Here is a 16,483-nt window from a genome sequence, read left to right on the forward strand (position 1 = left end):
ATGACCAATGACCCATTACCGTTCTCAACTAGATAACTAGCAACTTGAGTTAATAAAAATGTCTGAACAAAAGCTAATAAACCCTTGGAATTATAAACCTTGGTGGTGTCAACCTTGGTCAATCATACTTACGGGGATAACTTTAATTAGCGGTAGCTGGTTAATATTTAAAATCATCTGGTTAACAATTCTCGTGGCTATCCCTCTATTAATTTGGATGGGATTCTTTGTGTTAATCTGGCCAAAACTCATGATTCAAAGTGGTGTTTTGGAAGATAAAAGTTAGGTAATGAGCAATTACCCATTACCAAATTACGAATTAATTTACAACTTGGCTACCATGACTACGAGGATCATTTTGATTACCATCAGCTGATATTGGGGCTGAGAATTTGGAAGTCTGGCCGCTGGCTTTGGCATAAGGAAGGGTAGAACCACCTATTAAGGCTTCTAAGTTACTGGACATGACGGAACGAGGTATATCGCCAATTGCTTCGGCTACACCTTCTCCTTGCTTGCCTAAAAACACAAAATGGGGAATGCCATCTACACGATATTTGAGCATTTCTGGCAGCCATTTGGTATTATCTACATTCAACATGACAAAATTGAGTTTGTCTGCATACTGCTGTTTTAATAAGGCCATATCTGGAGCCATTTTTTGGCAGACGGTACACCAATCAGCATAGAATTCTACTAAAGTGGGCTGATTATTGGTGAGAGCAACTTCTAAAGGTGTGGAATCTTGATCTAATTGGGTGAGGGAAACTGAGTCTGTCTGGGTTCGGAGTCCTAAAAATAGCGCTAAACTTAATGCGATCGCTACAATGACAATGAGGAAATTTCTCACACGTCTGCCAAAGGTAGATTCAGGCTCGACGGGAGAATTTACAGGTGCATCTGTACTCATAATTTATTTATTAAAACTTATTAAGCATTTTCATTTTACCCATTTATGAAAAAACGAGTCACCCTTACCTTTCCTAAACGTGCCATTCAAATGCCTGTCACTTACCGACTAGCAAAAGATTTCAACGTTGCGGCTAATATTATCCGCGCTCAAGTTGCCCCCAATCAAATTGGTAAATTGGTGGTAGAACTATCAGGGGATATTGATCAGTTGGATGCAGCGATTGAGTGGATGCGATCGCAACACATTAGTGTTTCTCATAATTTAGGTGAGATTGTGATTGACGAAGATGTATGCGTTGACTGTGGTTTGTGTACTGGAGTGTGTCCGACTGAAGCCCTCTCCCTCAATCCAGCGACTTATAAACTCACCTTCACGCGATCGCGCTGCATTGTCTGCGAACAGTGTATTCCCACTTGTCCGGTACAAGCTATCTCAACTAATCTCTAAAACTGCTCAAACCACCTAATATTTTATTTAAATACACAAGAGATAATTAGTAAATAAACCCCGTTCAAGTTCAAACCTATAGTGTTTTCTATGACGAAAACTCAAGTTTTCAAGATGGATGGGGTATATGTAATGATTCAGGATACAGAATATTTGATATAGCAGGGAACAGGGAACAGAAGAGAAAAATATTCTTCTTCCTTCTGACTCCTGACTCCTGACTCCTGACTCCTGACTTCTGACTCCTGACTCCTGACTCCTGACTCCTGAATCCTGAATCCTGAATCCTGACTCCTTACCCAAATATTATCAAGTATGACTTTAGCCACAACCACAACAATCAAAACTCTAGAAGACTGTGCATATCAAGCAATTGAAAAACACTTTAAGAAAACTATAAAATGGGAAAAATCAGTCAAAAAAGATGAAGATATAGAAGCATTACATCAAATGCGTGTAGGAATGCGTCGTCTACGCACAGCTATTAGTAGATTTGAATTATCTTTAAATTTACCCAAATCAGTCAGTGATAAAAATATTGGTAAAATTGCTGGAATTCTAGGAAAACTTCGAGACTTAGATGTACTCAAAGAAACCCTGGAAAATAATTACAAACCACATTTAGTTCAGAAAGAGCAAGCATCTCTACAAATTGCTTTCTCCAATTTAGCTAAACAGCGTGAAATTGAAGTTTCTCATGTTCAGAAAATATTCAAAAATGAAACTTACAAATCTTTTAAAAAAGACCTGCAAGAATGGTTAGAAAAACCTAATTATCAACCACTAGCATCTTTACCAATTCAGCAAGTTTTACCAGATTTACTGTTACCAGAAGTAAGTAAATTATTATTACATCCAGGGTGGATGATTGGTACTCAAGTTATAGATTCTGAAGTTGTCATTCAACCTAACTGGACACCAGAACAACTAGAACACCATCTCAAAACTCAAGGTAAAACTCTGCATAGTTTGCGAAAACAAGCCAAACGGGTTCGCTACCAAATGGAGTTATTTACTGAGTTATACGGTGAATCTTTTGCAGCAAATGTTGCAAACGTAAAACATATTCAAGAAAATTTGGGTATGTTGCAAGATAGCATGGTCTTAAATGAGTGGCTAGTGAATGTTTTCAAATCAGAGTTTGACACTCAATTACGAGGGCTAATTACATTATTAGCAGCAAATCGTTATCAATTGTGGCAAGAATGGCAACCACTACAAAAACTTTATTTGCAAGCAGATACTAGATATAATTTACGTTTAGTGGTGTTACAGCCTACAGTTTTTTACCAAGATTTAAAAGAGCATCACCCATGCTAAGAGTGACTGGAGGTAAGAGGTTGTTTGAAAAGTCTAATTTATTACAGCCCTGGCGACTTCAGCTAAATTCCTATCTTACATTTCCTCACTGAGTAATGATAAAAGCTGTAAATAAGATTGTAATTCTATTCCTTTGGGGAAAGCAATTTTAAAAGCAAAATCCGGATTTTAATTAAAAATCCTTGCTATATAAGGATTGTAGGTTAATCCATCGGTTGATTCAACATAAATTTGCATCAAAAACAACAAAGCTCTTTATTTATAAAGGTTTTGGGAGAAATAAACTCATACCAGTAGATAATGTAGTTAATTTAGCTACCCGTGAGTTCAGAATTCCACCATGACTGAAGTTAGATGCCATTAAGAGGGATTTCTACGGAGCGCTTCTGCTGAGGCAGACATTCTGCGATCGCATTATCACCAATAGTAATTCAGATTTAGTATCTTAGATCCGAAGACATTTTCTGCTCTAGATGCCATAAGACATACAGATTATCCCTTCTTAGAAGCTGAGAATCTTAACAAAAAAAGCATAAATTTCAGCAGAAAATCAATAACCTAATCACCATCTTCGGTTTTATAATTGTTTAGAACAGTTAAGAAACCGGGTAATTAAAGAAGGGCTGAGGCTGGTTGCATCCAACCTGTCTAAATATATTATATATCGGCTCATCTACCCTAGTTTTAAAGTCTGTTTTTTTCTATGAAATATCACTTCGCAGGCACGTAGAAATAATTATGGATTTGTCAAATTTTACTACACTTCAAAACTTAGAATCTGCCTTCGGTGGTGAATCGATGGCAAATCGCAAATACCTGTTTTTTGCTAACGTAGCGCGTCAACTGGGTTTTTCAGACTTAGCCAAACTTTTTAAAGAAACAGCAGATCAAGAAACTGAACACGCTTTCGCTCATTTTGAGTTATTACATCCAGAACTAGTTGTTAAAGATGCAGCGAGTTTAACCGAAGAACAAAAAAAAGAAATGATCTCTCGCTGTTTGTCTTTAGCGATTGAAGGTGAAACCTACGAATACACTACAATGTATCCTGATTTTGCTGCTGCTGCTCAAAGCGACAGAGATAATCCCGCAGCTGAAGAATTTCTCAAACAAGCACAAGAATCTAGCGAACACGCAAACACATTCCGCACCGCAGCACACCGTTTTGGTTTGCTCAAATTCATTGAAAATTACCATGCAGATCGCTACTCTGAAGCTTTAGAAGTATTAAACGGAGGACAAGCTGTAACCAAAGTAACAGGAGAAGATCCCGCAACTCAGAAATGGATTTGTAGACAATGCAGCATGATTTATGATCCCGTTACTGGTGATCCTGATTCAGGAATTGCACCTGGTACACCTTTTGCAGCAATTCCTGAAGATTGGAATTGTCCTATTTGCGGTGCTACTAAAAAGACTTTTAAACCTTTTGAAGAAAAAGTTGCTGCTTAGAACAGAACTGAATTGAACAATTGAATTTCAAAAAATCCTAGCTTGATCCCTCTTCCTTTATAATATCTAAAATACGGAAGGGGGATTTTATTTCGCTTTCTACTAACCAGGTGATATTTCTGAAGAGAGAAATAAATATGCTGCCAAAAATAAAAAAATTTTACAGAATAGAAGAATATTCTCGGCAAGATATACTTTATCATTCTTTTACACCCAGTCTGGGAATACTTCTATCTATTTTTGGTGGCTGGACAATGCTTTGTTTTTATTTGTTAGTGGGTGCATTTATTAGTATTTTATTTTTAGATATTGATAATTGTTATGAAATACTAACTTGCAATTTCAATGCATCACTAGGTCGAATTTCTTTGAAACAAAGAAATATATTTGCTCAGGGAGTTATTGAATTATCACTTTCTGAAATTGAAACAGTAAGAATTAACTCGCGCAGTTCTTCCTTAACTACTAAAAATAGGTTTGGCAAAAAAATTCAAATTAATAGTCAGTTATATTGGATTACTTTTATTTTATATTCTGGTGAACATTATCGCCTGACTTATTATGACACTACTCTTTTTAGTGGCAAGCAAAAAATAGTTGATCATATTTTATTTCTGAAAGCAAACACATAAGGTTATTCATCCAATAAATAATGCAGGATTTTAATTAAAAATCTAGAGGTGCATAATTATGAATTCATCAGAAGAAAAAGAACAATTTGAAGACCTTAAACCAGTTTATCAAGAATTGAATTTTCAGATTATTTGTATAGTTACGCTGATTGCTGTGATTGGAGTTTCTAGCATTACTCCTGCATTTCCTTATTTAGCTAAATCTTTAAATATCAACCCCAAAAATCTAGGTTTATTAATTACAGTATTTACATTACCTGCCTTGATTTTAGGGCCTGTAATTGGAGTATTAGCCGATAGATGGGGTAGAAAAATAATTATTGTCCCTTCTCTCTTTTTATTTGGAATTGCTGGTACAGCTTGTGCTTTTGCTCGTGATTTTAATTTATTGTTATTTTTACGTTTATTGCAAGGAATTGGTGCAGCTTCTTTATTGTCTTTAAGTATTACTTTAATTGGTGATTTATATAAAGGAGATAGACGCGCTGCTGCAATGGGATATAATGCCAGTTTTAGCAGTGTTGGTACTGCAAGTTATCCGTTAATTGGTGGTGCATTAGCAACTGTAGGGTGGTATTATCCCTTTATGTTACCTGTGGTAGCAATTCCTGTAGGTTTGCTGGTGTTGTTTGCTTTGAAGAATCCAGAACCTAAGAATCAACGCAACCTACAAGAATATTTGAGTAATGCGGGAATAATCATCAAAAATCGGCAACTACTTGGTTTATTTATTGCCAGTGCATCTAATTTTGTACTTCTTTATGGTGCTTATGTCACCTATTTACCACAATTAATTAGTGATACATTTAAAGAACCACCTGCCACTATTGGCTTAATACTTTCGAGTGTGTCTGTAGCAATTACAATTACATCTTCTCAGTTAGGGAGATTAGCGAGAAGATATCAACCGACAAATTTAATTAAAGCATCTTATATTTTGTATGCTTTGGCAATGTTAATTGTTCCCTTTGTCTCAAGTATTTGGTTACTATTAATCCCGACAAGTATATTTGGTATTGGTTTAGGAATTGGGTTTCCTAGCATTCAAACTTTGTTAGCGGAGTTAGCACCAAGAGAATATTTAGCGACGGTGGTATCAGTGAATGGGACATTTTTTGGTTTAGGACAAACTCTGGGTCCTTTGTTAATGGGTGTTGTGTTTGGTTTTGGAGGAATTAATAGTGTGTTTTTTGCAGCAGTGGGTTTTGCGATTTTGATATTTTTCGTGTTTAAGTATTTGACTTGTGAGTGAGGGGTGAAGATTAATCTTTTGTATTAATTAAGCCAAGCTAATCTAAGTAATTTATCCCACAAAATTTTTTATGTAATCATACACTAGTAATTAGGATTTAGATAAATGTCTAGCCCAAATATGAATCCTGAAAATGATATGTATAAAATTAAGAACTTTGAGATTAACGAACTTGATAAAGCTCTTGAGGAATTACCAAGTTTAGTTTGCGATAGCCAAGAATGCTTTGAACTAGCATCACTTACAATTGAGTATGCTTACACAAATATTAGCCCGTTCATAGGACAATCTTTAAGAAATGGTCTTTCTATTTTAGCTCCTTACTTTATAGCGAATAATTCTCATAATTATCCAAACATTGAGAGCTTGATGTCAGATATTAATTTTGGATATCATTACTATATAATTAGAGAATATCTTTACTATACATACAATTCATTAGATTCGTTTTCCTGGAAATTTGATAAAAATAAGGTTGAAATTAAATTTACCAATCCTACTATTCCAAGACAATTTTTTATAGCTGCAAATAATCATATTTTAGGATCTATAATGTTATTTTCAAATTATCAAAATAGTAATCAAATTATAGAGTTACTTAAGGGAGAAGAAGAGTTTTCTGTATCAAAAAAAATAGAGCAAGCATGGGAGCTAATTGTAGATGAAGTTGAAATGAAACTAAGTAATTATTACAATTTCCTTGACCCTGAAAGCCAAATTAAGTTAGGAGATTATAGTTATAGTCAGTTCTATAAAATCTATAAAACGCTTTTAACAAAAGCGCTGTTTCATCGATATTATGGACAATCTAACGGCATAGCAAGCCAGATTTATATGCCTATAAGTGAAATTGTCCATGATTTAAGTCAAACAACTGAATTATCTCCAGAAGTATGTTTTGCTATTATTAAAGATATGTCTTACAGTATCGAAGCTCAACAAAATAAAATACAGCCACTTTATTTTTCTCTTTATAACTTACAGCCTAAAAATCATATATTAATGATGCCATGCGACTTCTGTTTCTGGGAAGGGCTAGTCAGTATGCTGAGGATTTGGGCAATTAAATACCCCAAGATTTTTCTCAATAGTCTGAATTCTCAATTAAGTAATAATTTTGTGAATCATGTTTCAGAAATGTTTTCTAATCAAGGTTTTACCTGTGCTAAAAATGTTTGTTTAAGTCAATTTGATAAATCTTTACCAGATATAGATTTACTAGTTATTTCTGAAGAACCTACTCTTGGTTATGTGGTGTACTGCTGTGAAGTAAAAAATCCTCTTCCACCTAAATGGTCTAAAGATCAATTAAAGGTGTTAAATAAGGATAGCGTAATGAAGGGATTTGGACAAATTGAACGAATAGGTAAATTTCTTGCTAGTGAAGAAGGAATTATTTTCCTCAGAAATCAATTACCTAAAGAGGGATTACCTCACTTTGGAAATCAGTTTCTCATGATGTGCAATTCACTCATTATCACATCTGATAATGCTGGAATGTTTTTTGGAAACGAAAAGTGCGCTGTCATTGATTATCGTACTTTAGACAATATCTTACAAAGATGTGATGGTGATATTGCTTATGTGCAATGGGCAATCCAAAACTTGAACCAATTGATAGACCAGAGCCTTAAAATTGTTCAAGTGGAGTGCCAAGTAGGTTCAACAACAGTAATATATGAGGGTGTAACTCTAGGACAAGTACTCGATTTTGGTCAAAATAAATATAAGAGTGATGGAATTGATATCCAGTTTGCTCAAGATTTTATTAAAAGTGGTGGGCATCCTTTTGACTTTTTCCCTAAATCGCCTTCAAGCGATGAAATTGATTCATAATCTTACTGCCTGTCAAAAACTCACATCCCCAAAAATACCCCAAAAAAGAGAGTGGGAGGAGGCATTATCAAGCGCCTTTCACTCCCACTCTACTATTTGCTGCTGAAGCGATTCAGGAATATACACATAACGCTAATCGTCACTTAGGGGGGTAATTTACAGATTAACGATAACGCCTCTACTCAGTGCGTATTCCTATTGCAGCAAACGCTAATTCTATTTAGTTGTCTGACAAACTTCACAAGAGTCATTTGCTAATTTGTTGAACTTCTTCACAACTGCTTTGCTTTCGTTTGTCTAATACAATTTAACTTGGTTCGTGAGAAGGTGGTTGCCAAATTGGCATTTTTTTAAAATTTTTATATTGTTCATTGCTAACATTTAACCACCTATATTTCTGTTAATGCAATATAAAAATAGTAGATAAATTTCTTGCAAATTTTCCGGATGGCTAGAAAGAGATTATTTATAAACTAATAGGGGGTCACACCCCTTATCCCTATTCTGACTTGATTTCAGTGGAATTTAACCCCCTTTATTGATTTGCCTAAAAGCTATTTTAAAGCAAGTTAATGATGTGAAACTAAGGTTTTAGCTATGAGGGGTGAAACCCTTCATTAATCTACAAACAGTTTTCTAAAAGTCGTGATTATCGAATTGAAATGGTTAACTCAACGGTTTGCTATGCGATCGCTTGAAGTCGAAGGATATTGATGGTATCTTCAAGCTGAAGGTTGGATTTATGAAGCTTTTAAATATATAAGTGTAAAGGGCAGGCGCATCTAAACCATTGACAAACCTGGATAAGAGTAGAATTGCTGCAAAACCTCCAACTCCATGTAAAATACAGATTCCAGACTGTATTTCCTCAACATCATGGGCAGCACTTTTGGTCATCTTTTCCGGATTACGACTTTTGGCGAATCTCACGGCGGCGGTGTGGGCGTTATTATTGATGGTTGTCCGCCACAACTAGAAATTTCGGCTGAGGAAATTCAATTTGAGTTAGATAGAAGAAGGCCGGGACAAAGCAAAATCACCACTCCTCGGAAGGAAGCAGACACCTGTGAGATTCTCTCTGGAGTGTTTGAGGGGAAAACTTTGGGAACGCCAATTTCAATTTTGGTGCGGAATAAAGATGCTCGTTCCCAAGATTATGATGAGATGGAACAGAAATATCGCCCTTCTCATGCAGATGCGACCTATGATGCAAAATATGGATTGAGAAATTGGCAAGGCGGTGGTAGGTCATCAGCCCGTGAGACAATAGGGAGAGTTGCTGCTGGTGCGATCGCTAAAAAGATTCTTCGTCAAGTCGCAAATGTGGAAGTTATCGCCTATGTTAAGTGCATTAAAGACTTAGAAAGCGTAATTGATACTGATACTGTAACTTTAGAACAGGTAGAAAGTAACATTGTCCGCTGTCCAGATGGCGAAATTGCCAACCGCATGATTGAATTAATTGAACAAACTGGTAGAGATGGTAATTCCATCGGTGGGGTAGTTGAATGTGTGGTACGGAACGTTCCCAAGGGCTTAGGTGAGCCAGTTTTTGATAAATTGGAAGCAGACTTAGCAAAAGCTGTGATGTCTCTACCAGCAAGTAAAGGTTTTGAAATTGGTTCTGGTTTTGCAGGAACTTTGTTAACTGGTTTTGAGCATAATGACGAATTTTACATTGATGAAAAAGGCGAAATTCGCACCGTAACCAACCGTTCTGGTGGTATTCAAGGTGGAATTTCTAACGGCGAAAACATCATTTTACGAGTGGCATTTAAACCAACTGCGACTATTAGAAAAGAGCAGAAAACGGTGACTCGTGAAGGGGAAGAAACACTTTTGGCAGCCAAGGGAAGACATGATCCTTGCGTTTTACCCCGTGCTGTACCGATGGTTGACGCAATGGTCGCTTTGGTGTTGTGTGACCATCTGTTAAGGCATTATGGGCAGTGTAAAGTGTTGTAAGTTAATAAATCCACGTTCCTTAGCGATCGCAAAATGCCCGCTGTAACGGGATTTAATTTAGGAGTGATAATCCCGATAATCTTTTCAGATCGAGCAGTTCTTGATTGGAGAAATCTATATTCTCTCCTCTAGAACTTCTTTAAATCTTTCACTGTCGGTCCATGCAAAACTTCCCCATTGCAAGTGAAACGCGAACCGTGACAGGGACAGTCCCAACTTTTTTCAGCACTGTTCCAAGCAACAATGCAGCCCAAGTGAGGACACACCGCAGAAACAGTGTGTATTTCTCCTGTTTCATCGCGGTAAGCAGCTACCTTGTCACCATCGACAGTAACGAGTTTTCCTTCACCAATCGCCACATCTTTCAGAGATTTATTCAATCCTTTCAAGCGATCGCCTATCCAATGAGTGCCGACTTCCAAGTTTTTCTTTATACCTTCTGGACTAACAAAAGGAGTAGCGCGGGTGGCATCGTATACACTAGCCGCAGGATTTTCAATACCTAAAATACTGTCTGCAAGGATCATTCCAGACAGGGTTCCTTGAGTCATACCCCACAGACTAAACCCAGTTGCGACAAAGGTATGCTTGCTTAAAGGAGTCAATTTTCCTACATAAGGAATTTTATCAAAAGAGACAAAGTCTTGAGTAGACCAACGATAGTCGATGGACTCAACACCAAAGCGAGAACGGGCGTAATTTTCTAAATCTAGATATTTTTCTTCAGTATTTTCTACTGTTCCCACTTTATGCCCACCACCACCAACAAGTAGCAATAATCCATCCTTGTCAGGAGTAGTACGAATAGAATAGTATTTTTCTCCTGTGCCTATGTACATTCCTTGAGGTGCTTTATCCTCAGCAATCCGCGCACCAATAATATAAGAACGCCTGGGATAAGTCTTAGCGAAAAATAATCCCTCATCAGTAATTGGGATATTAGTCGCAACTATCACATCTTGCGCTTGAATAATTCCTTGATTGGTAGTGACTTGACAAAGATTATTTTCCTCTACCTTCTCTACTCTGGTATTTTCAAATACGTAACTTCCATTACCAGGAATCTGCCTGATTAGATGTAACAAGTATTTACGAGAGTGAAATTGTGCTTGATTGTCAAACTTAATAGCACCAGCAACAGGAAAAGGTAGAGAAGTTTCACGCACAAGTGTTGCTGGTAGTCCTAATTTTAGCGCTGCTTCTACCTCTTTTTCAATGTCTTTAAGATTCTCTTCAGTCTCTGCAAAAGTATAGGCACTTTGACGACTAAAGTCACAGTCAATTTGTTCTTCTGTAACTGTTTTAGCAACAAATTCTATTGCTGCTTGGTTTGACTGTGCATATATACGTGCCTTTTCTTCGTCATGATTTTTAATTAAATCTGCATAAATCAATTGATGAAGCGAGGTAATTTTGGCTGTAGTATGACCGCTAACACCTGTAGATATTTGTCGTGATTCAATTATAGCAACGGTTTTACCTGCACGTTTAAGTAATGTTGCAGCTGTTATTCCTGCGATACCTGCGCCGACAATTGCCACATCTACAGATAGATTTTTACTAAGTGCGGAAAAATTAGCTGTGGGTGTCGAGTCAATCCAGTAAGAAATGTGTTTTCCTGATAGATTATGCATATTTTTTCGGGATACTGTTTGGATAAATGCAATACTTTGAGCGGAATTTGGGTTGTAATAGTGCCTATGCTTCCTGTGATAAACACGTAATTACTGTTCTGTAAGGTTCGTGTGTGAACTACGATTTCTTATGAACAATCTTCTTCTTTTATAGATGTTTCAGCATCAATAAGAAAACTATCTTAAGGATAATTTTGACTAAATATTTTGGAAAATATATTAGTCTTAAGATATAGATAAATATTCATAAGGTCGGCGATAGCTTGCATGACGTAGCCATATCGTCTTCTGAATTCTTCTACTGGAAGAACTGAAAACGCATCTTTATCAACAACTTCAAATACCTTCTAAAAAAGTTTCTAAATTCGGCACATTTACCCATGTTTTCAACTCATGAGATTGATGAGATAAATCCATCAATAATTGAGAATAAACCCCCTCAAACAAAGATGGTGTAATCTCTTGTTTAGTTTCAATTCCTTTTACCCATTCATCCACAACACGAAGAAAAGCGCAAATTCGACCATCAGCATAATATTGTGGAAACAGCAATTGTTGAGGAATTTCTATTTCTGTTAAAGATTGACCAATTTGAGAACCCCAAACACGAAAACCATGAATATAATCTTTTTGGTTGTCGCTACCTAAAACCAATGTACCCTTATCTCCATAAACTTCTACCCGATGAGTTCTGGGTGCATGAACAACTGCACTAATAGAAACTTGACAAGGTGTACCATTTGCTAATTCCAGAGATAACATACAAGTATCATCTGTATTCACTGGCTTTAATTTTCCATTTACCGGATCAATTCTTTCGGGAATAGCTGTACTCAAATATGCATTTAATTTGTGAACTGGGCCAAATAACCAATTAATATAATCAAACGCATGGGAACCTAAAGATCCTAATGCACCACCACCTTGTTCTTGATTAGAATACCAATTCCAAGGACGGGAAACATCGGCACGAGAAGCACCCAACCAGTCAATTTTAATTAAGCGTAAATTACCAACATAGCCTGATGATAAAAGTTGAGCAAAAAATTGCCATCCGGGAACAAAGCGAAATTCAAAATCTACAGTTGCAATTACACTTTTATTTTTAGCTAAATGGTATAGTTCTTTAGCTTCAGTTGCATTTAAAGTTGTGGGTTTTTCTAATAAAAGATGTTTGCCAGATTGCAAGACTTGTTTTGCCATTTCATAATGTAAAAATGGCGGTGTAGAAATGCTGACTGCTTGGACTTCTGGCAAAGCGAGAATTTCTGTTAAATTATCACTAGCGTAGGGAATATTATTTGTTGCAGCGATAGCTTGAGCTTTATTAATATCTCGATGATAAATAGCAACTATCTCTGTTTTGTGATGGGCTTGAAAACCGGGAATATGTACTTTTTGACCAAATCCAGTACCGACAACTGCAACACCAATCATAAGTAGTTAATAATTTCAAAACGACAATTTTATGAATTTAATAATTATACATAATTTTAGCAAAATAAGGGTAAATAAAGTCCGTCATCAACTAATTAAGATAACTCTACGGGAATTAAACCAAAGAATTAATGGACAAAATAGATAATAAACTATTAAAAGAGGCATGGAGAGATATTGGTTTCGATGAGAAGTCGGAGTTTAAAACCACCAGGAATGGTTAAATCAGAAGTTATAACCTGGTAGGGTTAATTTAATTAAACATCAAACATCTGTAGGGTGGGTGACGCTATCGCTAACCCACCATTATCATAATTTTAAGGCACAAGTCTATATTCTTCTACATCACCCTTAAAAACAAACCAAGTTGAAATAGGTTCACCTTCCTCTTGAGGTTTCAACTTATCCTTAAAAGTAACCTTCCAATGATCACCACCATAATAACTACCACTGCTAGGATCACTAGAACCCCTATCAAGAGTTGTTGCTAAATATGTCTGACCTGCACGTGCTACATATATAGGATCAGATTTTTTCAATTCACTAGATTGTTTTGTACTTTGCTTGAAAATAGTAGTACCAATGTCATCTTTGATTCTTAAAATACTAGGCATTGATGCTTCTCCTGTAACTATAGATTAAAATTGAAGTATTTTTAGATACTTATTTTGCTAAACAACAAACTTGAGCAAAGCTACACTAATATAAATCAAATAGGATTGCTATATATCTATCTTTAGTTGTAAATTCACTTATTTACAAATACCTTTTTTTAAACTCTCTTGAGTATCTGTTGAGAATGTTTGAATTATTCTGATCAATTCCCGGCTAGATTTTGTTTGATTAACCATTAGTCTGGGTATTCTGTAATTATCTTTTAAACAAGTATAATTGAGTAGTTTGTCATTATATAAATAACCAGATAAATAATACTTGCTGACATACTTTTCTACCTGTTTATTATAAGCACCATAAGGATAAGCGATATGGGATGCTACCTTTTGTTCTGGATCTAAATCATCTAGACATTTCCTCAGTTTAATTCTAGCTAATAATAGTTCACTAATTACCTGTTGCTGAGAAATTTTGGTTAAATTCTGATGATTATTTCCATGAGATTGAATATCAAAAAATCCTTTTTGCCAACCTTTTCTTAATTCCTGACACCTCAAATGGGTTGCAGGTATGCCATCATTATTGGCTAATGTACCAGGACTGATAAATAAAACCACTTTAATTTTCTTATCATATTTTTTTTCTAGCTTAGATAAAATAGGTAACAAATTTGTATATACTGTCTTATAGCCATCATCAAAAGTTAACATAATCATTTGTTTGTTTCGATGTTTATAAGGTATTTCTTTAGATTTAGTGATAAAAAAATCATACAAGTCCTGAGTGGTTAAAAACCAATAATCTTGAGTAACTAAATACTCTAATAATTTCTCCATTTCTTGCTGTTTATAATCCATCTCTAAGTTGGAAGATTGACGAAGATTATTTTGAGATTTCACAATCCCATGAAAACCCAAAATCGGAATTGTCGGTGAATTATATCCTAATTTAAGCAATGGAACAACAATTGCCATTAACAAAAATACAGTAATCGGAAATTTATTAGTTTTCGCAGAATTACTAACTCGATCATTATTATCTTCATTCATTTAAAAACTGTTACCTTTTAATTAATATTAGTTGTCAGCATGAACTACTCAAAATATTATTATATATAATATTTATCTCTTTATCATCTATTGTTGCTACTAGTCAATTAAATCAAATTATAAAAAAAATTACCACCAACCCTTGGTTATTTTTGGAAGGGTTATGTAAACTAACAGAAAGTAGAAACTGCATTTAATTTGCAATTAATTATTCCGATTAATCAATGCTGCAATATTGCAAGCGATGTAACCAATTGCTAAAGGAGATTGATTTTGTAAAAGCGGCAAAATTTGATTGAGAATTTGCGGAAGAGTAGCAGCATATACCCGCCACAAATTTTCGCACAGTTGATTTAAAATACGATCGCCTGCAATATCGTCTGTACCCGGTCGTAGTAACCAATGCGTCCGCAAGATATGAAAATGGGAAATATCATTAGTCCGCACAACCTGACGAATCTCTTCAATAGCATTTTCCACTAACTCATCAGTTGTCACTTTCATTACCAATGGTTGCAGTGTAAATGCAGGTTCTTGTTCACTGTTCCATTTTTCTAAAAGCGATCGCTTTTCTAACGCCACAATGCCCTCTAAAACCATAGCAGGATCAACAGATAGCAGCAAATGGCTCTGCAATCGACAGAAAGAGATGGGTTCTTGCCAAATTGCTAACCAGTACATAATATCTCGTTCTAAGCCGGAAAGCTGCTGAAATTGCTGTTTGAGGATGACACGCAAGCGATCACCCACAATGATGCTATTCTGATTTAGGAACGCTGCCACATTCCCCCCAAACACAGACTCAATCAAAGGAATAACCAGTTTTAGTGCTAAAGGATTACCGCGATAAAGTTGAATTAAAGCTGATAAACCCAATTCTTTACCTGTAAATCCTCTCGATTTGAATAAATCTAAAGCCTCTGTTTTTACTAAACCATTCAATCTGAGACTACAAACAGTTTTTGTATTAGATTCCAGAGAATTTTGTTTTTCTCGGCTAGTAGTAATAATGCAGCTTTGATGAATATGAAGACTTGATTGTTGAATAAATTTAGTTAATTCTGAATTTGATAAAACAGCATCGAATCCATCTAAAATCAATAAACAACGACGTTGTTGCAGGGAATTTATTAATTTAAAAGTATCTTTTTGAATATCATTAACAATAGATTGATTAAAACTGTTTAATAAGTTATCTAGTAAATCACTTAGCGAAGGAGTATTATAAAGCGACTTCCAAATCAAGCAATCAAACTGAGATTGCATTCTGTCTGCGATAATCAATGCTAGAGAAGTTTTGCCTATTCCCCCAATCCCAAAAATATTGATTAATTTACAACCATTATTAATCCAATTCTCTAATTTTGATAATTCCTCATTTCTACCATAGAAGCCTTCGATATTAGGTGCTTCATTCCAGTCAATCAAAGGCGTGATCACATCTGACTGGATCTCCGATAAATCAGCGATACTTTCCCACGCAGTAATACCCACAGCCTGACAGATAGCAATGAAGATTTCTTTCTGAATGCGATCGCCCTGCCAAAACCGTCGTAAAGTAGCTTTAGAAGTATGAGCATCTTGCCACCACCGTGCAGTACTGGTTTTAGTCCATCCTAACCGTTGACGGGCTTTATTGACGATTTCTAATCCTGTGGTTGATGCTTTGATAGAATTAGACATAACATTTATGGCTCAGATTCTGATTTCTTAGATACATCTGGAATCTGGGAATGATTTTCAAACAATTCTAACAAACCAATTGTGCCGACAAAAAAAGTATAAACTCCATATTGAATTGGTTGATAATTTTTAGCAGGTGCATAAAAAGCCGCAATTATGCCTTCAACAAAATGAGCCGACAATGCAAAGCGAGCAATTACAGCACTTCCCGCTGTTATGAGGTACAGTTAGTAATAATAAAAAGATGA

General features: G+C 35.7%; 15 protein-coding genes and 1 pseudogene. 8 read left to right on the forward strand and 8 right to left on the reverse strand.

The annotated features are described in order from the left end of the window. Positions 1-58: 58 nt before the first annotated feature. A complete protein-coding gene (locus tag VB713_RS26745) occupies positions 59-286 on the forward strand; it encodes a DUF6737 family protein (protein WP_323314521.1) in 228 nt (75 codons plus the stop codon). 33 nt (positions 287-319) lie between these two features. Here VB713_RS26745 and VB713_RS26750 read toward each other — a convergent pair whose 3' ends face one another. Further along, a complete protein-coding gene (locus VB713_RS26750; RefSeq protein WP_323314522.1) occupies positions 320-910 on the reverse strand; it encodes a thioredoxin family protein in 591 nt (196 codons plus the stop codon). Between the two features lie 45 nt (positions 911-955). Between VB713_RS26750 and VB713_RS26755 the strand changes: the two genes are divergently transcribed. The 6 genes from VB713_RS26755 to VB713_RS26780 all read left to right on the forward strand — a co-directional run bounded on the left by VB713_RS26755 (position 956) and on the right by VB713_RS26780 (position 7,852). Beyond that, positions 956-1,360, forward strand: coding sequence for an NIL domain-containing protein (locus VB713_RS26755; RefSeq protein WP_015215736.1), 405 nt, complete (start codon positions 956-958; stop codon positions 1,358-1,360). Positions 1,361-1,675: 315 nt separating this feature from the next. Next, entirely contained in the window at positions 1,676-2,680 is a 1,005-nt protein-coding gene (locus VB713_RS26760; RefSeq protein WP_323314523.1) for a CHAD domain-containing protein, read from the forward strand. 738 nt (positions 2,681-3,418) lie between these two features. Then, the gene (locus VB713_RS26765) at positions 3,419-4,132 is read left to right on the forward strand and encodes a rubrerythrin family protein (RefSeq protein WP_323314524.1); all 714 of its coding nucleotides are present in this window, start codon (positions 3,419-3,421) and stop codon (positions 4,130-4,132) included. 137 nt (positions 4,133-4,269) lie between these two features. After that, positions 4,270-4,764 carry a hypothetical protein gene (locus tag VB713_RS26770; RefSeq protein WP_323314525.1) on the forward strand — a complete coding sequence of 165 codons (495 nt, stop codon included), beginning with the start codon at positions 4,270-4,272 and terminating at the stop codon, positions 4,762-4,764. 58 nt (positions 4,765-4,822) lie between these two features. Further along, the gene (locus tag VB713_RS26775) at positions 4,823-6,016 is read left to right on the forward strand and encodes an MFS transporter (protein ID WP_323314526.1); all 1,194 of its coding nucleotides are present in this window, start codon (positions 4,823-4,825) and stop codon (positions 6,014-6,016) included. A gap of 105 nt (positions 6,017-6,121) precedes the next feature. Then, complete coding sequence (locus VB713_RS26780; protein WP_323314527.1) at positions 6,122-7,852, forward strand: hypothetical protein; 1,731 nt, start codon at positions 6,122-6,124, stop codon at positions 7,850-7,852. A 666-nt stretch (positions 7,853-8,518) separates the two neighbouring features. Here VB713_RS26780 and VB713_RS26785 read toward each other — a convergent pair. Continuing rightward, complete coding sequence (locus VB713_RS26785; RefSeq protein ID WP_323314528.1) at positions 8,519-8,749, reverse strand: hypothetical protein; 231 nt, start codon at positions 8,747-8,749, stop codon at positions 8,519-8,521. Here VB713_RS26785 and aroC point away from each other — a divergent pair. Then, the gene (gene aroC, locus VB713_RS26790) at positions 8,729-9,817 is read left to right on the forward strand and encodes a chorismate synthase (protein ID WP_323314529.1); all 1,089 of its coding nucleotides are present in this window, start codon (positions 8,729-8,731) and stop codon (positions 9,815-9,817) included. The genes VB713_RS26785 and aroC overlap by 21 nt on opposite strands. Positions 9,818-9,945: 128 nt before the next feature. Here the strand turns inward: aroC and VB713_RS26795 are convergent, their stop codons facing one another. From VB713_RS26795 to VB713_RS26820, 6 genes and pseudogenes are all read right to left on the reverse strand, one after another. Beyond that, positions 9,946-11,451, reverse strand: a complete 1,506-nt coding sequence (locus VB713_RS26795) for an FAD-dependent oxidoreductase (protein ID WP_323314530.1) — start codon at positions 11,449-11,451, stop codon at positions 9,946-9,948. A 336-nt stretch (positions 11,452-11,787) separates the two neighbouring features. Continuing rightward, positions 11,788-12,888, reverse strand: coding sequence for a Gfo/Idh/MocA family oxidoreductase (locus tag VB713_RS26800; RefSeq protein ID WP_323314531.1), 1,101 nt, complete (start codon positions 12,886-12,888; stop codon positions 11,788-11,790). Between the two features lie 317 nt (positions 12,889-13,205). Further along, positions 13,206-13,502 (reverse strand): hypothetical protein, encoded by a 297-nt coding sequence (locus VB713_RS26805; protein ID WP_323314532.1) that lies wholly within the window; start codon positions 13,500-13,502, stop codon positions 13,206-13,208. A 138-nt stretch (positions 13,503-13,640) separates the two neighbouring features. Further along, entirely contained in the window at positions 13,641-14,552 is a 912-nt protein-coding gene (locus tag VB713_RS26810) for a polysaccharide deacetylase family protein (RefSeq protein ID WP_323314533.1), read from the reverse strand. Positions 14,553-14,756: 204 nt separating this feature from the next. Further along, a complete protein-coding gene (locus VB713_RS26815) occupies positions 14,757-16,235 on the reverse strand; it encodes an NB-ARC domain-containing protein (RefSeq protein ID WP_323314534.1) in 1,479 nt (492 codons plus the stop codon). Positions 16,236-16,240: 5 nt separating this feature from the next. After that, a pseudogene (locus tag VB713_RS26820) lies at positions 16,241-16,435 on the reverse strand (hypothetical protein); the annotation flags it as partial. Positions 16,436-16,483 lie beyond the last annotated feature (48 nt).

It is taken from the genome of Anabaena cylindrica UHCC 0172, from assembly GCF_034931625.1.
GTDB lineage: Bacteria > Cyanobacteriota > Cyanobacteriia > Cyanobacteriales > Nostocaceae > Anabaena > Anabaena cylindrica_A.